The sequence below is a fragment of the Gordonia sp. McavH-238-E genome (genome assembly GCF_022348225.1).
Lineage (GTDB): Bacteria > Actinomycetota > Actinomycetes > Mycobacteriales > Mycobacteriaceae > Gordonia > Gordonia terrae.
This window is the reverse complement of record NZ_JAKRFE010000016.1, coordinates 30055-51418: the sequence shown is the minus strand read 5'-3', so window position 1 is coordinate 51418 and position 21364 is coordinate 30055. Positions and strand designations below refer to the sequence as shown.

Genomic DNA, 21364 nt, shown 5'->3' with positions numbered 1-21364 from the left:
TGATCACCTGGTTCGGTGTCTACACCCTGTACCGCCTGGTGACCGACGAGTCGTGACGTCCCCACCCGGCGGCACCACGGCCGACGGCCCATCCGCCCCGGAGCCGTCCGGCGACGGGTCGACAGATGCCGTCTCCGAATCCCGCCGGTCCGGTGACGAGGCGATCAATCAGGCCGAGGCCCGGGCCGTGGAGTCCGGCAGCCGTGAACGCAACGTCCCCACGTGGGACGATCTGCCGCTTCCCGCCGACACCGCCAATCTCCGTCTCGGGGCCGATCTGCATCCGGGCCTGCTCGCACTCCTGCCGCTCGTCGGTGTGTGGCGTGGCGACGGCGAGGGGCACGATCCCGAGACCGACACCGACTATCACTTCGCGCAGCAGGTCGTGGTCTCGCACGACGGTCAGAACTTCCTCGCCTGGGAGTCCCGCTCGTGGGTGATCGACGAGGACGCCGCCTACCAACGGCCCGACCTCCGCGAATCCGGATTCTGGCGGATCGGTGAGGACGACACCATCGAACTGCTGCTCGCCCACGCCGAGGGTTCCGTCGAACTCTTCTACGGCACCCCGCTGAACCAGACCACCTGGGAACTCGCCACCGACGTCGTCATCAAGGCCGAGTCGGGCCGGCGCACCGGCGGTGCCAAACGTCTGTACGGCCTCGTCGCCGACGGCGACCTCGCCTACGTCGAGGAGCGCGTCGACGCCGACGGGGATCTCACACCCCGGCTGTCCGCCAAGCTCCGCCGACACGTCGGCTGATCCACCTCATCGACGCTCCCTGCGCCCCGCACACTCGCCCCAGTCCGGCGGCGCGGCCTCCTGCTCCCTGAGGTGCGAGCGAAGCGAGCCTCGAAGGGTCGCCGATCCGAGAACGCCATGTAGAGATTCCGTTTCGGCAGTGCGCTGTAGACGGGCGATCCGAGCATGACGACGACGGACCCGTACGCAGTGGCCTCACCCGGGCGCCCCGCCCACCCGGGATGCACCGTTCCCGACCGCGACATGTACGGTCCGTGCCCCGCCGTGCCGCCGATGCGGCGTCCGACCACCGAGAACACCTCGGCGCGCGCGGAATGCGGGGACAGGTCGAAACCGACGCGGCCTCCCGGCGGACACTCGACGAAGGTGAGGTCGGCACCGGATCGATGCACCACACCGATCCAGTCGCGGCTGGAGTTGCGCACGAGGAACGTCGAACCGCCCGTCCGGTACTGATACGAGATGCCCGCCGCCGCGGCGTCGAGAATCTGTCGGCCCGAGACACCGCCGTTCCACTCCGGACTCCACGGAGTGAGGTACAGGTGGTCGAGGAACTCGTGCCGGGTGGGGATCGGCAGCGTCACCGGCATCACCCGTCCGTCTCGCACCCACACCGCGCCGTACAGGACCGGCCGGCCGTCGGCGGTGCGCGGCGCCTGGACGTAGGTGAGCGAATCCCCCTCCGGCAGAGGGGCTTCCGAACCGGGGATCAGGATGTCGAAATATGTGCGACCGTCCGCGAGCAGGACCACGACGGCCGCATCGCGCTCGCCACGGTTGCCGATGGTGACGCGGTCACCGAAGTCGCGGGACCTGTCCCTGGCGTGGAACAACCCGGCGGCGTGCGGATCGGCGAACTCGAAGCGGGGTGCCACCGCCGTTCCGAAGTCCGGATCGCCCGGACCCCAGTACCGTTCGCCCACCCCGGGTTGATGGCGACCGGGGTTCGCCTCTCCGACCACCGTGGCGATATTCGTGGCCACCATCGCACCTTCTCCTCTCGGCACCCCGACGGGCGCCGTGGACTCGCTGTGTTCCCATTCCAGCGCTTCCACGCCCCGGTCTCGCGAGTACTGCGCTACGCGAATCACCACGCTGGTCACCGGCAACCGCATCCTGTCTACCTGCGCCCGGAGCGCGCTCCCACGGAGCCGGGTCGCAGATCGAGTCGACGCAGCAGCTGCGCGTTCAGCGCCACCACCACCGTCGACGCGGACATCAGGATGGCGCCGACGCTCATCGGGAGGACGACACCGATCGGCGCCAGGATGCCGGCGGCCAGCGGTACCGAGACGAGGTTGTAACCCGCTGCCCACCAGAGGTTCTGCGCCATCTTCCGATAGCTCGCGCGCGACAGCTCGATGACCGACAGGACCGATCGCGGATCGGACGAGGCGAGGATGACCCCGGCCGAACCGATAGCCACGTCGGTCCCGGCGCCGATGGCGATGCCGACGTCGGCCTGCGCGAGGGCGGGCGCGTCGTTGACCCCGTCGCCGACCATCGCCACGCGATGTCCCTCGCGCTGGAGTTCGGCGACAGTGGCCGCCTTGTCCTCGGGCCGGACCCCGGCGTAGACGCGATCGATGTCGAGCCGGCCGGCGACGTCGTCGGCCACGGCCTGCGCGTCGCCGGTGATCATCACGACCTGCACACCGAGGGCATGGAGTTCGTCCACGGCCGCACGCGACTCCGGACGGACCTCGTCGGCGAGCCGGATCGCCCCTGCGACACGCTCGTCGACGAGCACATGCAGGATGATCGCCCCCTGCTCACGCCACGACGACGCGACGGGGAGTTCGTCGAGGCCCTGCTCGTCGAGCAGATTCGGTCCGCCCACCCGCACGCTGTGTCCGTCGACGGACGCGGACACCCCCACCGCAGGTGACGAGGAAAAGCCCTGTGCGACAGGCAGATCGATACCGTCGGCCCGCGCGGCACGCATGATCGCCGAGGCCAGCGGGTGTTCACTGGCCGCCTCCGCGGCGGCCGCGAGGGTCAGCACCCGACGCCGATCCTGTCCCGGGGCCGGCTCGACCTCGAGGACGGTCGGCTCCCCCTTGGTCAGGGTGCCGGTCTTGTCGAAGAGCACGGCGTCGACATTGCGCATCGACTCGAGCGCGAGCCGGTCCGTGATCAGGACCCCACCGCGGGCGGCCCGCTCGGTGGCGATGGAGACGACGAGGGGGATCGCCAGACCCAGCGCATGAGGACACGCGATGACCAGCACCGTGATCGCGCGGACGACGGCGTCGTCGGGCGACCCGACCGCGGTCCAGACGATCGCGGTCACCACCGCGGCGCCGAGAGCGAACCAGAACAACCACCCGGCCGCGGTGTCGGCGAGCCGCTGAGCGCGCGATGAGGAGGCCTGCGCGTCGGCAACCAGACGCCCGATACCGGCCAGGGCGGTGTCGTCGCCGGTCGCGGTCACGCGGACCCGCAGTCCGGAGTCGGTCGCGACGGTACCGGCGACCACGACGTCGCCGATCTCCCGCCGGACGGGGGCGGACTCCCCGGTGACCATCGACTCGTCCATGTTCGCGGAGCCGTCGATGATGGCGCCGTCGGCGGGCACGGATGCCCCGGGCCGGACGATGACCACGTCGCCGACGACCAGGGCAGCGGGCGCCACCGTGATGATCTCGTCCCCGTCGACCTTCTCGGCCTCGTCCGGGAGGAGCGCGGCGAGTGAGTCGAGGGCCGATGTCGTCCGGGCCAGTGAACGCATCTCGATCCAGTGACCCAGCAGCATGATCACCACGAGCAGCGCCAGCTCCCACCAGAAGTTCAGCTCGTGGCCGAACAGATGCAGCGTCGAGCCCCAGGAGGCGACGAAGGCGACGGTGATCGCCAGGGCGATCAGGAGCATCATCCCCGGACGACGAGAACGGATCTCGCCGGCTGCGCCGGCGAGGAACGGACGTCCGCCCCACAGGTAGAGCACGGTGCCGAAGATCGGCGACACCCATCGCACCCAGTCGGCGTCGGGCAGCCCGTAGCCCAGGATGTCGGCGAACATGTCGTTGAAGCCGACGGTCGGGACCGCCAGGACGAGCATGATCCAGAACAGTCGCCGGAACTGCTCGACGTGGTCCCCGTGACCGCCATGGTCGGCGTGCTCATCGTGGCCGCCGTGCCCGGGTGCGGGCTGAGCGCGATGTGCGTGGTCCGCGGTGGGCGACGCCGCTGCACGTGGATGGTCATGATGCGTGTTCATGACCCGAGACTATACCCCCTAGGGGTACCAGCACCAGGACTACTTCTACCCTGTATGGGTATCCACTCCGCGCACCCCGGACATGGAACGGCCCCCGCATCGCCCTCGATGGGCCTGCGCCGACCGGACCGGGTCGGGATGCGGGGGCCGGGTGACCACCTGGTATTCGCTTGCGCCGACCGACGGGTGGAGTCCCGCCTCGGTGCGACACGAATGCCACACGGTCAACTGCTAACGGATGGTCACCTCACATGTCCGATGAGAAATCACTATCAGACCACCTCCTTCCTTGTGTACCCGCGAACGTACGCCCGATTCCGGCGGGCCGCAACGGATTAACCCGGTCAGGGAGTGGGCACCGGCGCTCCGGCCGGGCCGGGCGCCGGCGTCGGCGTCGCCGCGGGCGCGGAACTCGGGCCGGGCACCGGCTTCGCGTCGGGCGGTAGCGACTCCACGACCTCGATCTTCGAGCGGAAGGTGTCGTCGGTGATGACCTCGATGGAGTTGATCATCCAGCGGTCGCCGTCGCGTTTCATGTCGAAGGTCAGCCGCGACGGGTTGATGCTCACGAGTTCCTTGTTGCCTCGGGTCACCGACTGGTTCATGAAGATCAGGACCTGCGAGGTGTCCGCGGTGTTGGTCACCACGCCCGCGTCCTGGATCGTCACCTCGGACACGACCGACTGCTTGCGTACCTCGGCGGCGAGATTGTTGTCGGTGATCAGCTTCGTGTACTCCGGCTTCGCCGGCCCGGTGAGCACGCTCATCGACTGATCGATGTGCTCGGTGACGTTCTCGGCGTTGTACCCGAACATCGTCGTCGCATAGTCGCGCGCCGCCGCCAGCGACGACGCCCGCGCGTCCTCGACGGCGCGACCCTGGGTGAAGCGGAACCCGAGGAACGCCGTGACCACGACCGCGGCGACCAGCACCACCCCGAGTGCGATCAGACCCAGACGCCCTTTGCCCATCGCGAATCGCGAACGCGAGGTCGGTGCGGACCCGGACGCCATCACGCCACCCACTCGAAGTCGGTCATCTTCAGGTCCCCGTTGATGCGCGTCATGTCCACACGCCACCGGAACACCTTCTCCTGCGACGGCACCTCGCCATCGAGAGATCGCTGGTGCCAGCCGAACACCATGATGACCGAGCCCTCGTCGGGTTCGGCCTTGGTGACCGCAGAACTGAGGATCAGCGACCGGGTCTCCAGCTTGCCGTCGCGGACCAGGGCAGCGACCTGCTGGATGTTGTTCTCCACCTCCTGCTTGACCTTGCCGCTAGTGTCCTCCTGCACCGAGGTGAGGGTCTGGTCGACGGTGTCGGGGTTCATGCTGGTGAGGTTCACGAGGACCTGTGACGCGAAGGCCGAGTACTCGGCTCGCAGGTCGTCGGTGCGGTCCTGGCGGGCGATACCGAGCGCGAACACCACGGACGCGATGGCGCACACGACGATGACCACGAGTGCCACCACGACACCTACGATCGTCCGTGGCGAGCGTCGACCGGTTCCGCGGTACCTGATGCGGCGCTTGGCTTTCGGCGCCTGCGCGGCCGACGAGGCGGCTGCCGTCCGGGCGCGTCGACGCTCACGGTAGCCGACCGTCTTCTCGACCTCGGACGGGTCGGGCGCGATGGCGGGCACCGCGCCGGCGCCCGCCTCAGCGCCGGACTCGCCGTCCGGCTTGGTGAGCGACACCGACGACGTCGTGTCCGACCTGACCTCGTCGGTTCCGGCCGCCGACTCGTCGGTGCGCCCGTCCGTCGGCGTGGGAACATCGCCGGCGGGGGTCGCCGCGGCCGGCTTCGACGGCTTCTTCCCTGCCGAACGCCCGCGCCGGATCGGCGCCGAACGCACCGGCCGCTTCGCATTTCGGCGGTCACCCGTGCCCGCGCGATCCGTGCCCGTGCGATCCGGGGAGGTCGTGCCGGGACCGTCCGGCGTCACGGGGCGACCGTCCCGCTGATCATCGTCTGCCATGTACTGCTCTGTCCCTGCTCATCGCTGCCGGCCCCGGCGTTGTAGGTCTTTCCGTCGGGTCCGATGAAGTTGCCCGAGTCCGGGTCGTATGTCGTCGCGTACACCGCGGGCTCGGCGTCGAAGTCCTTCGGTGTGCCCGGTGTCACGGTACCGGAGGACGCCGGTTGCCATTTCAACCCGAACGGCAGCCCGCTCTGGAAGGGGTCGACCGAACCCGGCTTCGGCACATACCCCGTCGCGCATTCCGCCGGAGTGGGCGCACGGCGTCCCGGGAACTCCGCGCACGGGTAGTTGCGCGCGCCCCGGACGGCGATGTTGGAGTTCTGCGGCACCCGGCACAGCATGCCCGGCGGCAGTTCGCGAGCGGTCTGCTCCGAGGGCCACCGCCAGTCCTCCTTGGGGAGGAACCCGATGTTGCACGGCGGCCGGTCCTGGAAACCGAGCGAGAAGTTCACGTTGGGACCGAACCGGTTGGTGCCGGTGTTCAGAGCCGTGATCAACGAATTGACCAGTCGCGGATAGAGAACGAGGACCTGCTTCCAGTTCGGTAGATACACCACCTGGGTCTTGGCGATGGTGCCCAGATTCGAGACCAACAGCGGGTACGACGCGCCGAGGGATTCGAAGAGTTCCTGGCTCTTCGACGCGGTCGCCGGCCCCTTGCGCAGGATGTCGCCGATCTCGGGCCGGTTCGCGCGGAGCTGATCGGTGAACGCGGTGACGTCCCGGGTCCAGGAGCGGATGGCGTCGGCCGTGCGTGACTGGGTGGCCAGCAGCGGGGCGCCCTGCTCGACCAGCTGGATCGTCGTGTCGGTGTTCTTGTTCGCCTCGTCGACGAACAGGACCATCGAGTCGAGCAGTCGCTGAAGCGCCTCGCCGGTGCCGTTGAACGCGACGAAGGCCTCGTCCATCAGCGAGCGCAGACGCGTGTCACCGATCTCGGCGAGCAACCGGTCGGCCTGGTCGAGCATCGACGAGATCTCCACCGGCACCTTGTTGGTCGAGACCGTGGCCCCGTCCTGCAGGAATCCTCCGGACTCCCCGGCCTCGGGGTCCGGTGTGAACTCCACGAACTGCTCGCCGATCGCGGAGACGCTGCGCACCGACGCCGTCGACGATGCCGGGATCTCCGCGCTGTTCTCGATCGTCAGCACCGCTTCGACGCCGGAGTCGGTCAGCTGCACCGAGTCGACCTTGCCGACGTACACGCCGCGGTAACTGACGTTCGCATTCTGATACAGGCCACCGCTGGTGGGCAGCAACAGCTGCACCTGGTAGCTGCCGACCCCGAACATCGACGGGATGCGGATGTAGAACAGCGCCATCACCACCATCGCGACCACGGTCACGATCGCGAAGATCATCAGCTGCATCCGGACGAATCGCGTGATCTTCATCAGCGGCCACCTCCCGCGGCCGGGACCGGCGTGACCGCGGGCATCTGCGGAATCATGTTCGCCGGAATCGGTTCGGCGGAGTCGGGCATCCGTTCGCCGCCCGGTTGGAGTGGCGCGATGAACGGATTCAGCCCGCGCGCGGCGGCGCCGGCGGGACGTCCGAAGACGCCCTCGGGCCCGGTGACGCCGAGGCTGGCGAACATCGTCTTGTCCAGGCGCTCCAGCGTCAGATCGAGCGTGAGGTCCGAGTTCACGTAGTCACCCTTGACGATTCGTCGGATCGTCGGTTCGTAGAACGGGAAGGTCAGCAGGATGTTGAGCGATTGCGTCATCGCGGGACCTGCCGCCTGGAGCTGATCGAGGGCCGGTTCGATCCCCTCCACGATCGTCACGATGTCCTCGGAGTTGGCGTCGAGGATGTCGTTGGCTGTCTTCGACAGAGTGGCGACCGAGCCGAGCGTGTCCAGGAACTGCTGACGCTGGTCGACGAGAAGCTGCAGGATCTGCGGGCTGTCGTCGAGCGCGCGCTCGATGGTGCCGGACTGTTCGTTCATGGTGCGCGACAACCGGTCGAGTCCCTCGGTGGCCCGGATGATGTTGCCCTTCTGCGCATCCAGATCGGCGACGAGTGTGTTCAGTCGCGGGATCAGCTTCTTGATCTGGTCCTCGCGTCCGCCGAAGACCTCGCTCATCTCGTGCACGATGTCGCCGATCTGTGACAGACCACCGCCGTTGAGCACCACCGACAGCGAGCTGAGCACCTGCTCGGTACTGGGATAGGTACACGCCGAGACCTGTTGTGCCGCATTGATGTCGGGCACCGCGGGCACCGACGGGTCGGTCACGATGTTGGATTGCTCCGGGCATTTGGTGAGGGGGATCTGGTCGCCCGCTTCGAGGCGGCCGCCTTCGGGCTCGGCCGGCTGCACGATCTCCAGGTGCGTCGAACCCAGCGCACTGGTCAACCCCACCATGACGTGCGACCCGCGCGGGACGATCACGCCGTCGTTGAGGCGGATGGTGACCAGCGCATTCCAGTCCTCGACCTCGATGTCGCCGATGCTCCCGACCGTTGCGTCGTCGATGAGGACCGGCGCATTGTTGACGAGTCCGGCAGCCGACGGGATCAGGGCGGTGATCTCGTAGGAACCACCACCGGTGCCCTCGGCGCCCGGGACGGGCAGCGAGTTGGGTCCGTCGAAGGAACATCCGGCCACAATCAGCGCGAGGGAGGCCGCACCGGCGACCAACCCGCCGCGCAGGCGTGCCGGCCTCATCGGTCACCTCCGAACGGGACCAGCAGATCCTCGAGCGGGCTGCCTCGGTTGTCGCGTCGGGTCTCGTTGTCCAACCGGGTCACACCGGCATTGGCTCGCGCTCGAACGCTTGCGTCCTGGTACTGGAGCTGACTCGGTGTCGCGTTGCGACCCTGCACCGGATTCGTCAGGAACGGCGGGTAGTTCATCGAGATCGACGACAGGACGGGCGCGAGGATCTCCACGCACTTGTCGACGTCGGCCATCGTGGTGCCGGGTCGTTTGGTCGATTCCATGGACCCGCACAGCAGTGTGATCAGGTTGGTGCCGTTGCCCAGGCCGAACACACCCGACAGCGAACCCGACAGCGGGTTGTAGATGTTGTAGAAGTTCGCGAGCTGGTTGGGTGCCGAATGCAACACACCGCGAACCTGTTCGTCCTTGTCGGCCACGATCTTCGTACTCGCGGCCAGGCGTTCCACCGACGACGACAGCGCCGTCTTGTTGGTGTCGATGAAGAGCTGCACATCGGTCATGGCCGCGTCGAGACCCTTGAGGGCCTCGTCGAGCTCGGTCGTGTTGTCCGCGAGAACCGAACTGACCGAAGCGATCCGACCGTTGAACTGCACCAGCTGCTCGTGGCTCCCCGACAGGGCGTCGGTGAGCTTCTGCAGGCTCTGGATGGTGGAGAAGAGGTCACCGCTACCGGCCGCGAGGGTGCCGATGACATCGGACACCTCGCGGATCGACTCGTTGATAGCCTCCCCGTTGCCCTCGAGGTTCTCGTCGAAGACGTTGACCGCCTTGGCCGCCGAACCCGGATCGGCGCCCTCCGGCCCGATGGCCTCGGTGAGCCGGGTGAGCTGGGCCTTGATGTCGTCCCACTCCATCGGCACCGCGGTGCGATCCATCGGGATGTCGGCGCCGTCGGACATCTGCGGCCCGCCCGAATAGACCGGGGTCAGCTGCACGAACCGGCCCGAGACCAGACTCTGCGCCACGATGACGGCCTTCGCGTCCTGCGGGATGTCGACGCTGGAGTCCACGCGCAGTTCGACTTTCACGTCGTTCTCGCGGGGGGTGATCGCCGAGACGCTGCCGACGTTCACACCGAGCACCCGGACCGGATCCCCCTTGTAGAGGCTGGCGACGCCGGCGAAATAGGCGGTGAAGGTGTTCGTCGTGGATTTGGTGAACACCTTCCAGCCCACGAGGATCAGGGCGATCGCGAGAACCACGGCGAGCACGCCGAAGAGCACCTTGCGTCCGATGGTCATACTTCCGACGGTCATGTCACCTCCCCCTCGTGGTCGGCGCGGGCGTGGGATAGGTCGGGGTGGGCAGTGGTCCGCGCGGCGGATCGCTTCCCACCGGGGGCCCTTGGCTCCACGGTTGCGGCAGCAACGGGAAGCTCGAGTACTGCAGGGACTGCCACAGCTGCGGGTAGCGACCGCGCAGGGCGTTCAGGAAGATCGCGGTGTAGTCGCCGAAGGTGTTGAGCCCGACGAGGGAATCGAAGTTCGGGCCCGACGCCACCGCCTCGCCGAGGGTGTTGGCGAACGGCCCCAGCCGGTCGATCGTCTCCTTCAGTTCCTTCTCCTGATCGGTGAGGATCGTCGCCACACGGTCGAACTTCTGCAGGACCGGGGTCAGCTGGGCGTTGTTCTCGGCGATGAAGCCACGCAATTGCGCGGTGACGTCACCGATTCCCTTGATCAGCTGGTTGAGCGCGTAGCGCCGCATCTCGATCTCCCCGACGAGCGCATTGGCGTCGACGAGAAGGCGGTTGATCTGCTCATTACGGTCGCCGAGGATCTTGCTGACCTGATTGGCCTTGGCCAGCAGCGCTCGCAGCTCGTTGTCGCGGTCGGCCACCGCCTTCGACAGCCGTGCCACACCGTTGACCGCACCCTGGACCTGATCCGGCGTCTCGGAGAAGGTGATCGTCAAGGTGTTGAGGGCTTCGTTGAGCTGCTCGGTGTCGGTGTCGGCGACGGTGTCGGTCGCGCCTTCGAGAGCGTCCTGCAGCGAATACGGGGAGATCGTGTTGCCGATCGGGATCGAGCCGCCGGGCTTGATCCGCTCCCCGCCGTGCGGGATGACGGTGAGATTGCGCCGACCCAGCACGGTTTCGGTTCGGATGGCCGCCTGGGAGTCCGAGCCCATCTCGACGGTGTCGTCCATCCGGAACCCGACCTTCACCTTGGTCCCGGCGTCGGTCCCGGCCAGCGCGATCGACTCGACCGTGCCGACCTGGACACCGGAGACGGAGACGATGTCGCCCTTGGTGAGTCCGCCGGCGTCGTCGAAGTAGGCGGTGTAGGTGCTGATCGGCGAGATGTAGGGCAGCTTGTCCATCTGCATCGCGGTGATGACCACCAGGCCGATCACGACGATGCCGATGACGCCGACCTGTGCGCGACTCCGCTGTCCGCGTTTCTGCTCGCGGGCGACGTCGGCCTCGTCGGATTCGGATCTACGGCTCGAGAACATGCCGCCGAACGGAAGACTCATGAGCCGTCACACCTTCCGCCTGCCGTCGTCGAGTTCCCCATCACGTTGTTCGACGTGTACAGGATGGTCTGACCGCCGGGCGCCGGCAGCATCAGCCGGATGCGGCAGAAGTAGATCTGCAGCCAGGCGCCGTAGGAGCCGAGGTTCGACAGCGTCTTGTAGTCCTCGGGAAGTCGCGAGATCAGGTTGCGGACAAACGGTTCCGCGGCCAGCAACTCCTCCGAGACCCGTCCGGTGTTGGTCACCATCGACTGCAGGGTCGGTCGGGTGGTGCCCAACAGGTCGGCGAGACCGTTGGTGACGCGCGAGGTCTGCGTCAACGCGTTGCCGACGGTGCTCTTCTGTTCGGCGAGCCCGGTGACGAGTTGCTGCAGGAGGTCGACGCTGGTGTCGAGGCCCTCCCGATCGCCGTCGAGGGTGGCGAGGGTCGTGTTGAGGTTGTCGATCACGTCGCCGATCAACTGGTCGCGGTCGGCCAGCGAGTCGGTGAACGACGCGGTGTTGCCCAGCAACGTGTTCAACGCGCCGCCCTGCCCCTGGAAGACCGCGATCAGCGAACTGGTCAGCGCGTTGGCCTCATCGGCGTCCAGGGTCCGGAACAGTGGCTTGAAGCCACCGACGAGCTTGTCGAGATCGAGTGCGGGCTCGGTCTGGCCGATCGGGATCTGCGCGCCGTCGGCAAGGAAGGTCGACGTGTTGCCGGTCCCCTGCTGCAACTCGAGATACCGGTCGCCGGTGAGGTTCTCGTATCGGATCAACGCGCGTGCCGACTCCGGCAGCGGATACTGCTGGTCGACGCTGAAGGTGATGACGGCATCGTTGTCGCGGTTCAGCTCGACATCACCGACCGACCCGACCTCGACTCCGGCGATCTTGACCTTGCTGCCCGATTTCATCGCCGATGCACTGGTGAAGACGGCACTGTACTCGTTCGACGCGCCGGACCGATAGCGGCTGAAGACGACGACCAGCGCGACGAAGACCAGGACCATCACCACGGTGAAGGCACCCAGTTTGATCAGGGTCGCGCGGAACGCGCGAGCGCGGTTATCCACGGGGCGGTTCTCCGAACAGGATCTGGAACAGCTTCTGCGAGTTCGCCTTCGGCTTGGTCCTGGGCTGGTAGGGCTGGGGTGCGTTGTCGCCGACGTAGAACGGTGCCGGCACCTTGGTTGCGGGATCACTGAGCCCGCCCTGGCACGTCGGCGGTCCCTCGACCCCGACCCGCGGCAGGTCGTAGGGGTAGGCGTAGGGATCCTTGCCGGGCAGCAGGCCCGCGTCGAGCATCAGCATGCCGTTGCGTTCGCCGAGGAACGGCGCCGCGACCTCGGAGGCGATCGCGCCCGCGGTGAGGAAGCACTTGATCCCCGGGGCGTTGTATCCCAGGAGCGCCGCGATGGGATCGAGATCCGACAGCGCTCCGATGAGCGTCTTCTTCGAGGGGGCGATGACCCCATCGATGGTGTTGGCCATCCCGGTGGCGTTGATGAGCAGTGCGTCGAGGTTGGACGTGTTGTCCACCAACGTGTTCCCGACAACGGTGAAGTTGTCGACGGTGCGCAGGAGATCGGGCATCGAATCCGCGTAGACGTTGGTGACGGTCGCGCCCTCCCGGAAGAGTCGGTTCAGGGCAGGCAGATGCGGATTGGTCTTGCCCAGCAGCGTGGTCAGTTGCTCAAGGGCATCGCCGATCTCCTCGCCCTGACCCTGCAGCGCCGTGTTGATCGCACCGAGGGTCGCGTTGAGTTTCTCCGGCTGCAGTTGCGCGAGCACCGAGACGAGTTGCTGATAGACGGTGTTCAGCTCGACGACCACCCGGTCGGCGGGGATCTCCGCTCCTGCGGTGAGTGTGCCCTCTGGCTCTCCGGGCACCACGAAGTTGACCGCCTTGGCGCCGAAGATGGTGTTCGACTTGATGTCCGCGGCCACATTGGCGGGAATCTTGGACATGTCGCCGTCGGCGATGTCGAGGGTCAGTATCGCATCGCCGCCGCGCTCGGAGATCTCGGCGACCCGTCCCACCTCGACGCCGCGCAGTTTCACCTTGGCGTCGGGGTTCATCACCAGTCCGGCGCGGGGGGCGACCAGGGTGACCTGCTGGGTGCCCTTGAAGGCACCGAGGAATGATGCGCTCGCCCCGATGATCAGCGCCAGCAGCACCGCGACCATGACGACCGCCGCCGTTCGGCGGGTGGCCCGTGAACGCTCTTGTCTCTTGCTCATGACTCAGCCCGCCAGGTTGAACTTGCCATCGGCGCCGTAGATGGCGAGAGAGGTCAGGAGTGTGATCACGACCACAACAACGAGCGATGCGCGGACCGCGTTCCCGACGGCGACGCCCACGCCGACCGGCCCACCCGAGGCGTTGTAGCCGTAATAGGTGTGGATCAGCATGACGGCGACCGCCATGCAGATCGCCTGCACGAACGACCACAGGATGTCCGACGGGATGAGGAACGTGTCGAAATAGTGGTCGTAGACGCCGGGCGACTGTCCGTACAGGAAGACCGTCGCCGACCGGCTCGCGAGGAACGATGCCAACGACGCCAACGCGTAGAGCGGGATGATCGCGATCAGACCGGCGATGATCCGCGTGGACACCAGGTACGGGATGGACGAGATCGCCATCGTCTCCAGCGCGTCGATCTCCTCCGAGACGCGCATGGCACCGAGCTGCGCGGTCGCGCCGGCACCGATGGTCGCGGCGAGCGCGATACCGGAGATCACCGGGACGGCGATGCGCACGTTGATGAACGCCGAGAAGAAGCCGGTGAGCGCCTCGACGCCGATGTTGGCCAGCGAACTGTACCCCTGGACCGCGATCGTCCCGCCGGTGAACAGTGTCAGGAATCCGACGACCACGACGGTGCCGCCGATCATGGCCAGCGCGCCCGTGCCCATGGAGATCTCGGCGATGAGCCGCAGGGTCTCCTTCTTGTAGTGCTTGATCGCACGCGGGATCGACACGACGCTGTCCCAGTAAAACAGCGCCTGATCGCCGATCTGATCCCAGTCCTCGCCGGCCCGCTTGACCGCGACGCGCGCGGTCCGGAACCGGGTGGTGAACGGAAGTACCATCGCTCAGCCCGCCGTTGCCTTGAGACCGACGGCGGTGACGACGACGTTGACGACGAACAGCGCCATGAACGAATACACGACGGTCTCGTTCACGGCATCGCCGACGCCCTTCGCGCCACCCTTGACGTTGAGGCCCTGGTAACAGCCGACCATGCCGGCGAACAGACCGAACAGAGCCGCCTTGACCATGGAGATCATCAGCTCGCCGAACCCGGTGAGCAGTGTCAGGTTGGCCACGAATGCACCGGGATTCACGTCCTGGAGGTAGACGGAGAAGATGAACCCGCCGCCGATGCCGATGGTGCACACGAGACTGTTGAGGAGCAGCGCCACGCCGGTGGAGGCCACGATGCGCGGCACCACCAGACGATGGATCGGGTTGATGCCGAGCACCTTCATGGCGTCGATCTCTTCGCGGATGGTCCGGGCGCCGAGATCCGCGCAGATCGCGGTGGCGCCCGCCCCGGCGACGATCAGCACGGTGACGATCGGGCCGATCTGGGTGACCGTGCCCAGCGCGGCACCCGCACCCGACAGGTCCTGTGCGCCGATCTCGCGCAACAGGATGTTCAGCGTGAAGCTGACGAGAACCGTGAACGGGATGGCGACCAGGAGCGTCGGCACCATCGACACGCGGGCGATCGCCCAGGACTGTTCGACGGTCTCCCGCCACTGGAACGGACGGTGGAACAACTCGCGCGTCGACTCGACCCCGAGCGCAACGAAATCCCCGATCCCGCTCAAGGGTGTGGCCAGTTTGCTCAGCACCGCCAGCCCCCCTTCACCCTCGCACCATCGCGAAACCTATCACGCACAATCGAGCCGATTTGGTCAGTTGACCAGAGCACTTGCCGAGAATGTGCGTCCCGGATCGCGGTCGGCGAAGTGGCCCGTCAGGGTCTTCGCGAGGTCCTCCGCCGCCCACGCGTCGCCCTCGGCCACGAAGACCTCGTCGACCGTCGGCGCAGCCATCAGCGTGACCTTGGGACCGTAGACGACGAACACCTGACCGGTGACCGCGTCGGAGTCGGGACCGGCGAGATAGGACACCAGCCGCACGACGTGTTCGGGGTCGAGGGGATCCACCCCGTCGGTGGGCGCGTCGCCGAACACCGCGGCGGTCATCGCCGTCCGCGCCCGCGGGCAGATCGCATTGGCACGCACGCCGTATCGCTTGAGGGCTCGAGATGCCGACAGCGTCAGCGCGGTGATACCCGCCTTCGCCGCCCCGTAGTTGGCCTGCCCCTCGGGACCGAGCAGACCGGCCTCCGACGCGGTGTTGATGATCCGGCCGTAGACCGGACCGCCCGCCGCCTTCGATGCGGCGCGCCAGTGCGACGCGGCGTTGCGGGTGAGCAGGAAGTGACCGCGCAGATGCACGCGGATCACCAGGTCCCACTCGTCGTCGGTCATGTTGAACAGCATCTTGTCGCGCACCACGCCCGCGTTGTTCAGGACGATGTCGAGCGAGCCGAGTTGGTCGGTCGCCGTCGTCATGATGGCGGTGGCGGTGGCCGAGTCGCCGATGTCGCCGGCCACCGCGACAGCTCGGCCGCCTGCGGTCGTGATCGTGTCGATCACGTCGCTCTGTTCGAGCGCCGCGGGGAGGTCGTTCACGACGACCGTTGCCCCCTCGGCAGCCAATCCGATGGCCTCCGCGCGACCGAGACCTGCACCTGCACCGGTGACGACCGCGACGCGACCGTCCAACGAGTAACCCACCCGACATCCTCCTGAGCTAAAACTAGAACCTGTTCTAGCATGATTCACGAACGGATGGAACCGAACCGCATTTTCGCCGGGGTCAGTCCTCGACCACCGACAGCGCCGACTTCGGGCAGTTGGCGGCGACCTGACGAAGTTCCTCGACGCGGTCCGCCGGGATGTCCTCTTGAAGAATCACCAGGTAGTCGTTGTCATCCAGGTCGAAGAAGTCCGGCGCCATCCCGACACAGATGGCGTTGGACTCGCAGAGGTCGAAATCTGCCTTGATACGCATCGGAACCGTCTCCTCATCGATGGGTCACCTGTTGACTGGGCTGTGAGAACAGGTTAGAACGTGTTTCAGAAGTGCACGAGCACTTCGCCTGTCAACTTGACCATAAGCCGGGACCGGACGCTAGCCGATCCACCCCTTGGAGTGTCGATGCGCATCGCCTATACCGACCAACAAGCCGAGCTCCGCAGAGAACTCCGCGACTACTTCTCCGGCCTCATGACCGAGGACCGTCGTGCCGCCCTGTCCGGCGGCGACGGCGAGCTCGGCGAGGGCGACGCCTACCGCGACGTCGTCGCCCAGATGGGCGCCGACGGCTGGCTCGCGTTGGGCTGGCCCACCGAGTTCGGCGGCCAGAACCGGTCGATGATGGATCAGCTGATCTTCACCGACGAGGCCGCGATCGCGGGCGCACCCGTTCCGTTCCTCACCATCAACTCGGTGGCGCCGACGATCATGAACTACGGCTCCGACGAGCAGAAGGCGTACTTTCTGCCGCGGATCGCGGCGGGCAAGCTGCACTTCTCGATCGGGTACTCCGAGCCGGGCGCCGGCACCGATCTCGCGGCCCTGCGGACCACCGCGGTCCGCGACGGTGACGACTACGTCATCAACGGCCAGAAGATGTGGACCAGCCTGGTCGCGTATGCGGACTACATCTGGCTCGCCTGCCGTACCGACCCGTCGACGCTGGAAACCGGCGGGAAGAAGCACAAGGGCATCTCGATGCTCATCGTGCCCACCACCGCCGAGGGCTTCAGTTACACACCGGTGCACACCATGTCGGGAGTCGACACCAGCGCGACCTACTACCAGGACGTCCGGGTGCCGACGTCGTCGATCGTCGGCGAGGAGGGCGGTGGGTGGCCGCTGGTGACCAATCAGCTCAACCACGAGCGGGTGGCGCTGTGCAGCGCGGCGCCGATCCAGACCGCACTGCGCGAGACGGTCGCGTGGGCACAGCAGACCAAGACCGGTGACGGCCACCGGGTGATCGACGCGCCGTGGGTTCAGCAGAACCTCGCCCGCGTCCATGCCAAGGTCGAGTTCCTGAAGCTGATCAACTGGAAGATCGCCTCGGTCGCCAGCTCCGGCGGGTCGCCGAGTCCGGCCGATGCGTCGGCGACCAAGGTCTACGGCACCGAATTCGCCACCGAGGCCTACCGATTGCTGATGGAGGTCGTCGGTCCCGCCGCGACCCTGCGCACCGGCAGTACGGGGGCACATCTCAACGGCCGGCTCGAGCGCTACCAGCGCACGTCGCTGATCCTCACCTTCGGCGGCGGCACCAACGAGATCCAGCGCGACATCATCGCGATGCTCGCCCTCGGCCTCCCGCACCAGCGCAGGTAGCCTGCCCCGCCCCAGCCGATGAGCAAGCACCCCGCCCACCCGCTGGTCGAGTAGCCCCGAGCGAGCGCAGCGAGTACGCGGCGTATCGAAACCACAACCGCACCCCGAAGATGGAGACGCACCGATGGATTTCTCGCTTCCCGAATCCGGCGCCGACGTCCGTGGACTGGCCCGCGACATCGCGACGTCGATCAGCACTCCCGAGCGCGTCGCCGACCTGGAGTCCTCGCGGGCTGCGCTCGACGCGAACCTGTGGCGTGAACTCGGCGGCGCCGGGCTCCTGGGCCTCGAGCTGACCGCCGAAGCCGTCGGAGATGCCGGTGGCGACCTCGGTGTCGTCGAGAACGCGCTCGTGGCCACCGAGCTCGGCCGGGTGCTGGCCCGCGTACCGTTCGGACCCCATGCGATCGCTGCGCTGCCGGTGATCGCCGCGCACGGTTCGGCGCAGCTCCGTGGCCGGGTCCTCGCTGCCGGTGCCACCGGCGATTCGGTGCTCACCGTTGCCGTCGAGGAAGACCTGGCGACCGACCTCGGCTCCCCCACGACGACGTTCTCGACGGAGGGGACGCTGACCGGGGTCAAGGTCGACGTTCCCTATGCCGAGGCCGCGGACATGTTCGTGGTCACCGCATCCGGACCCGACGGTGTCGTCGCGGTGGTCGTCGCGGCCGACGCCCCGGGCGTCGTCGTCACCCCCACCCCGTCCACCGGATTGATCCCCTCGGCGCAGGTCGAGTTCGACGGCACACCGGTCGACGGCGACGCCGTTCTCGCCGGCGGAGGGGACACCGCCGCGACGCTGGTCGCCCGCGCGACACTGGCGTGTTGTGCCGACCAGACCGGCATCGTCGAGCGCGGACTCGAGCTCACCGCCGAATATGCCCGCGAGCGTGAGCAGTTCGGCCGCGCCATCGGATCGTTCCAGGCGGTCGCGCAGCGTCTCGCCGACGGATACATCGACGCGCAGGGGTTGGCGCTGACGACGACGCAGGCGGCCTGGCTGCTCGACCATTCGAGCGGACCCACCCCGGAGCTGCAGAATGCGATCGCGACGGCCAAGTTCTGGGCTGCGGAGGCCGGTCACCGCGTGGCACACACGGCCGTACACGTTCACGGTGGTGTCGGCCTCGACACCAGCCACCCCGTGCATCGCTACTTCTTGCGCGCCAAGCACAACGAGTTCGCGTTCGGCTCGGCCACCGCGTCGGTGAGGGTCATCGGAGCCGAGCTGGCCGCCACACCGGCGTGAGCCGGCCGATCGCCCCGACGCGCGCCTCGACGGTCGCCGATCTCGTCGCGCCGCTGACCGGGGTCGACGATCGCGGGATCTGGTTCGAGGGCGGGTTCCGTTCGTGGGCAGATCATCTCGTCGACGCCGCACTGCGGGCCGGGGTGGTGCGGAGCTGGTTGTCGGAGGACCGCCCGCGCCACGTGGGCATCCTGCTCGCCAACACACCGGAGTTCAGCGCACTGTTCGCAGCGGCGGCACGTCACGGATTCGTGCTGGTCGGCCTGAACACCACCCGCCGCGGTGACGCCCTCGCCGCCGACATCGCCCGCGCCGATTGTCAGGTCGTGTTGTGCGGCGTCGACACCCGGCATCTGCTCGACGGCCTCGACCTCGGTGAAACCCGCGTCATCGATGTCGACTCGCCCGAGTGGGCGGACGCGGTGGCCACGAGCGAGCCGGCGCCACTCGCCGATCCGACGCCGGACGACCTCATGATGCTGATCTTCACCTCGGGGACGACCGGGGATCCGAAGGCGGTGCGGTGTACGCATCGCACCTTCGCCACCAGCGGCCCGATGCTGGCCGACCGGTTCGACATCGGTCCGCGCGACGTCGCCTACCTGTCGATGCCGATGTTCCACTCGAACGCGATGATCGCCGGGTGGTGCGTCGCGGTGGCCGGCGGGGCGTCGATCGCGTTGCGACGCAGCTTCTCCGCGCGCGGGTTCGTCGAGGATGTCCATCGATACGGCGTGACCTATGCCAACTATGTCGGCAAACCGATGAACTACATCCTCGCCACCGAGCCGCACGCCGGCGACGCCGCGAGTTCGTTACGCATCATGTACGGCAACGAGGCATCGGCCCGCGACCGGCGCCGGTTCGCCGAGCGATTCGGGTGCCGCGTCGTCGACGGTTTCGGCTCCACCGAGGGCGGGGTGGCCATCACCCGGACCCCCGACACACCCGACGACGCCCTGGGACCGTTGCGTGAGCCGACCGCGGTCGTCGATGTCGACACCGGCGAGCCCGTACCTGTCGGCACGGTCGGTGAGATCGTGAACCTCTCGGGCCCCGGCCTTTTCGCCGGTTATCACAATGAACCCGACGCCACCGCCGACCGTATGCGTGGCGGGATCTACCACACCGGCGACCTCGCCTGGGTCGACGACGCCGGTTTCCTGCACTTCGCCGGACGGCTCGGCGACTGGCTGCGGGTCGACGGGGAGAACATCGGCACCGGCCCCATCGAACGAATCCTGCTGCGTCATCCGTCGATTCGTCAGGTCGCGGTGCATGGCGTACCGGTGGAGATCGGTGACGAGATCGAGGCGGTCCTCGTCGCCGACGGGCTCACGGCCGACGAGTTCGGCGAGTTCCTCTCCGCTCAGGACGATCTCGGTCCCAAGCAGTGGCCGCACCGGGTGCGACTCGTCGACGAGCTCCCCGAGACCGCCACCTTCAAGACGGTCAAGCGACTGCTGGCGGCCGACACCACCCCGCCCACGTGGGTTCGCGACGGCCGCACCTACCGCGCCGGCGACGTAGTTCGCGCGCGATCCGTATGACTTTGTGTTCGGAATCCGAACCTAATGTCATACGGGTTTCGCGTCATTGTGGACAGTGAGTTGCAGAGTGCGGGCGCCAGAATCCCTGCCCGTCTTTGCTTGTACCGGCGGTCGTCGCCAAGATCTGACCGAGTTTCCGTCGAAGTGACACCCCGCAACGTCGGAGGAGCCATGGAAAGCATGTTGGCCGGCAACGGCGACACACCCGTTCCGACCTACGACGCACCAGATCGTCAGGTACTTTGATGCCCGTCGGCCCGCGTTCCCTGACGGTATCCGACCAGCAGCTCGAGAGGCCTGACTCCATGACCGGACGACACCTGCTCCGCACCCTGGGCATCGCGCTCGGATGCGCAACCGCGGCAATCCTCTCCCCCGCTGTCGCGCACGCCGCCCCCGGCGACGTGACTATCGCGCCCTCGGTGTCGGGCAACTCGGTCACCGTGACAGTCACGAACCGGTCCGCGGCGGTGATCGGGTGCAAGATGTTCGGGCTACCGGCCGGGTCGGTGGCGAACAGCGACTCACGACCGCCGTTCGGGTACGTCAATCCGGTCGACCCGCGGGCTCTGATCGCCCCCCGCGGCACGAGAACTGTTGCGCTCGAGGTATTCGACGACGGTCCGACCGGGTCCACCGTGCTGCCCGACGGCGACTGGGACCTGTACTGGGGATGCACCACCGTGCCGGGAGTCGACGGCGTCGAACAATGGGGCACGCTCGGCCCGACCGGAAAGCCGTCGACCGCACCAACCACGCGACTGACACTTCCCGCCGCAGCCGGCACCCTGATCGCACCGACTCCCATGCCGCCGGGGCCGTGTCCCGACGCGAGTTGCCTCCCGCCCGACGCCGCCGACATCGTCGACGACCTGTGGGGCGAGTACACCTCGCCGTAGCGCGATCCCCGAATCCCGAGCCGAGCCCGCTCGCAGCCGCCACACAACGGTCGTGCCGACGCGCTGGTTCCGCCGACACCTCGATGGGTGACGGATCGCCCGGGCGGA

Annotated in this window: 19 protein-coding genes; 5 read left to right on the top strand and 14 right to left on the bottom strand. The window is 67.5% G+C overall.

Annotated features, from left to right (window positions below):
• Positions 1 to 52: 52 nt before the first annotated feature.
• On the top strand, positions 53 to 763 hold the full coding sequence (locus MHN80_RS21115) for an FABP family protein (protein WP_004022026.1): 711 nt from the start codon (positions 53 to 55) through the stop codon (positions 761 to 763).
• Here the strand turns inward: MHN80_RS21115 and MHN80_RS21110 are convergent.
• The 14 genes from MHN80_RS21110 to MHN80_RS21045 all read right to left on the bottom strand — a co-directional run bounded on the left by MHN80_RS21110 (position 685) and on the right by MHN80_RS21045 (position 16208).
• Complete coding sequence (locus tag MHN80_RS21110; RefSeq protein WP_239403507.1) at positions 685 to 1749, bottom strand: hypothetical protein; 1065 nt, start codon at positions 1747 to 1749, stop codon at positions 685 to 687. The two genes, MHN80_RS21115 and MHN80_RS21110, sit on opposite strands and share 79 nt — an antisense overlap.
• 134 nt (positions 1750 to 1883) lie before the next feature.
• A complete protein-coding gene (locus tag MHN80_RS21105) occupies positions 1884 to 3983 on the bottom strand; it encodes a heavy metal translocating P-type ATPase (protein ID WP_239403506.1) in 2100 nt (699 codons plus the stop codon).
• Between the two features lie 344 nt (positions 3984 to 4327).
• Positions 4328 to 4996 (bottom strand): hypothetical protein, encoded by a 669-nt coding sequence (locus MHN80_RS21100; RefSeq protein WP_197505574.1) that lies wholly within the window; start codon positions 4994 to 4996, stop codon positions 4328 to 4330.
• Entirely contained in the window at positions 4996 to 5931 is a 936-nt protein-coding gene (locus tag MHN80_RS21095; RefSeq protein WP_239403567.1) for a hypothetical protein, read from the bottom strand. The genes MHN80_RS21100 and MHN80_RS21095 overlap by 1 nt, the downstream gene beginning before the upstream one ends.
• Positions 5928 to 7361, bottom strand: coding sequence for an MCE family protein (locus MHN80_RS21090; protein ID WP_101819853.1), 1434 nt, complete (start codon positions 7359 to 7361; stop codon positions 5928 to 5930). The genes MHN80_RS21095 and MHN80_RS21090 overlap by 4 nt, the downstream gene beginning before the upstream one ends.
• Entirely contained in the window at positions 7361 to 8638 is a 1278-nt protein-coding gene (locus MHN80_RS21085) for an MCE family protein (RefSeq protein WP_004022034.1), read from the bottom strand. The genes MHN80_RS21090 and MHN80_RS21085 overlap by 1 nt, the downstream gene beginning before the upstream one ends.
• Positions 8635 to 9909, bottom strand: a complete 1275-nt coding sequence (locus MHN80_RS21080) for an MCE family protein (protein ID WP_064569773.1) — start codon at positions 9907 to 9909, stop codon at positions 8635 to 8637. Before MHN80_RS21080 ends, MHN80_RS21085 begins: the two co-directional genes overlap by 4 nt.
• A 1-nt stretch (position 9910) precedes the next feature.
• Positions 9911 to 11131 (bottom strand): MCE family protein, encoded by a 1221-nt coding sequence (locus tag MHN80_RS21075; protein ID WP_239403505.1) that lies wholly within the window; start codon positions 11129 to 11131, stop codon positions 9911 to 9913.
• Entirely contained in the window at positions 11128 to 12186 is a 1059-nt protein-coding gene (locus MHN80_RS21070; RefSeq protein WP_058253549.1) for an MCE family protein, read from the bottom strand. Before MHN80_RS21070 ends, MHN80_RS21075 begins: the two co-directional genes overlap by 4 nt.
• Positions 12179 to 13300: an MCE family protein gene (locus MHN80_RS21065; protein ID WP_239403566.1), complete on the bottom strand. Its 1122-nt coding sequence runs from the start codon at positions 13298 to 13300 to the stop codon at positions 12179 to 12181. The genes MHN80_RS21070 and MHN80_RS21065 overlap by 8 nt, the downstream gene beginning before the upstream one ends.
• 57 nt (positions 13301 to 13357) lie before the next feature.
• Entirely contained in the window at positions 13358 to 14209 is an 852-nt protein-coding gene (locus MHN80_RS21060; protein WP_004022039.1) for an ABC transporter permease, read from the bottom strand.
• A 3-nt stretch (positions 14210 to 14212) separates the two neighbouring features.
• Positions 14213 to 14977, bottom strand: coding sequence for an ABC transporter permease (locus tag MHN80_RS21055; RefSeq protein ID WP_004022041.1), 765 nt, complete (start codon positions 14975 to 14977; stop codon positions 14213 to 14215).
• Positions 14978 to 15040: 63 nt separating this feature from the next.
• Positions 15041 to 15931, bottom strand: coding sequence for a 3-oxoacyl-ACP reductase (locus MHN80_RS21050; RefSeq protein ID WP_004022042.1), 891 nt, complete (start codon positions 15929 to 15931; stop codon positions 15041 to 15043).
• Positions 15932 to 16013: 82 nt separating this feature from the next.
• Positions 16014 to 16208: a ferredoxin gene (locus MHN80_RS21045; protein ID WP_004022043.1), complete on the bottom strand. Its 195-nt coding sequence runs from the start codon at positions 16206 to 16208 to the stop codon at positions 16014 to 16016.
• A 147-nt stretch (positions 16209 to 16355) separates the two neighbouring features.
• Between MHN80_RS21045 and MHN80_RS21040 the strand changes: the two genes are divergently transcribed.
• The 4 genes from MHN80_RS21040 (at position 16356) to MHN80_RS21025 (ending at position 21256) form a co-directional block, all read left to right on the top strand.
• The gene (locus tag MHN80_RS21040) at positions 16356 to 17558 is read left to right on the top strand and encodes an acyl-CoA dehydrogenase family protein (RefSeq protein WP_004022044.1); all 1203 of its coding nucleotides are present in this window, start codon (positions 16356 to 16358) and stop codon (positions 17556 to 17558) included.
• A gap of 124 nt (positions 17559 to 17682) precedes the next feature.
• The gene (locus MHN80_RS21035; RefSeq protein WP_239403504.1) at positions 17683 to 18807 is read left to right on the top strand and encodes an acyl-CoA dehydrogenase family protein; all 1125 of its coding nucleotides are present in this window, start codon (positions 17683 to 17685) and stop codon (positions 18805 to 18807) included.
• Positions 18804 to 20357 (top strand): long-chain-fatty-acid--CoA ligase, encoded by a 1554-nt coding sequence (locus MHN80_RS21030; RefSeq protein WP_239403503.1) that lies wholly within the window; start codon positions 18804 to 18806, stop codon positions 20355 to 20357. Before MHN80_RS21035 ends, MHN80_RS21030 begins: the two co-directional genes overlap by 4 nt.
• Before the next feature lie 305 nt (positions 20358 to 20662).
• A complete protein-coding gene (locus MHN80_RS21025; protein ID WP_239403502.1) occupies positions 20663 to 21256 on the top strand; it encodes a hypothetical protein in 594 nt (197 codons plus the stop codon).
• The last annotated feature ends 108 nt before the right edge of the window (positions 21257 to 21364 follow it).

Coding starts and splice junctions, on each gene's coding strand:
- MHN80_RS21110 (WP_239403507.1), bottom strand. CDS start 1,749: ATGGTGGCCACGAATATCGCCACGGTGGTCGGAGAGGCGAACCCCGGT.
- MHN80_RS21105 (WP_239403506.1), bottom strand. CDS start 3,983: ATGAACACGCATCATGACCATCCACGTGCAGCGGCGTCGCCCACCGCG.
- MHN80_RS21100 (WP_197505574.1), bottom strand. CDS start 4,996: ATGGCGTCCGGGTCCGCACCGACCTCGCGTTCGCGATTCGCGATGGGC.
- MHN80_RS21090 (WP_101819853.1), bottom strand. CDS start 7,361: ATGAAGATCACGCGATTCGTCCGGATGCAGCTGATGATCTTCGCGATC.
- MHN80_RS21085 (WP_004022034.1), bottom strand. CDS start 8,638: ATGAGGCCGGCACGCCTGCGCGGCGGGTTGGTCGCCGGTGCGGCCTCC.
- MHN80_RS21080 (WP_064569773.1), bottom strand. CDS start 9,909: ATGACCGTCGGAAGTATGACCATCGGACGCAAGGTGCTCTTCGGCGTG.
- MHN80_RS21075 (WP_239403505.1), bottom strand. CDS start 11,131: ATGAGTCTTCCGTTCGGCGGCATGTTCTCGAGCCGTAGATCCGAATCC.
- MHN80_RS21065 (WP_239403566.1), bottom strand. CDS start 13,300: ATGGTCGCGGTGCTGCTGGCGCTGATCATCGGGGCGAGCGCATCATTC.
- MHN80_RS21060 (WP_004022039.1), bottom strand. CDS start 14,209: ATGGTACTTCCGTTCACCACCCGGTTCCGGACCGCGCGCGTCGCGGTC.
- MHN80_RS21045 (WP_004022043.1), bottom strand. CDS start 16,208: ATGCGTATCAAGGCAGATTTCGACCTCTGCGAGTCCAACGCCATCTGT.
- MHN80_RS21040 (WP_004022044.1), top strand. CDS start 16,356: ATGCGCATCGCCTATACCGACCAACAAGCCGAGCTCCGCAGAGAACTC.
- MHN80_RS21035 (WP_239403504.1), top strand. CDS start 17,683: ATGGATTTCTCGCTTCCCGAATCCGGCGCCGACGTCCGTGGACTGGCC.
- MHN80_RS21025 (WP_239403502.1), top strand. CDS start 20,663: ATGACCGGACGACACCTGCTCCGCACCCTGGGCATCGCGCTCGGATGC.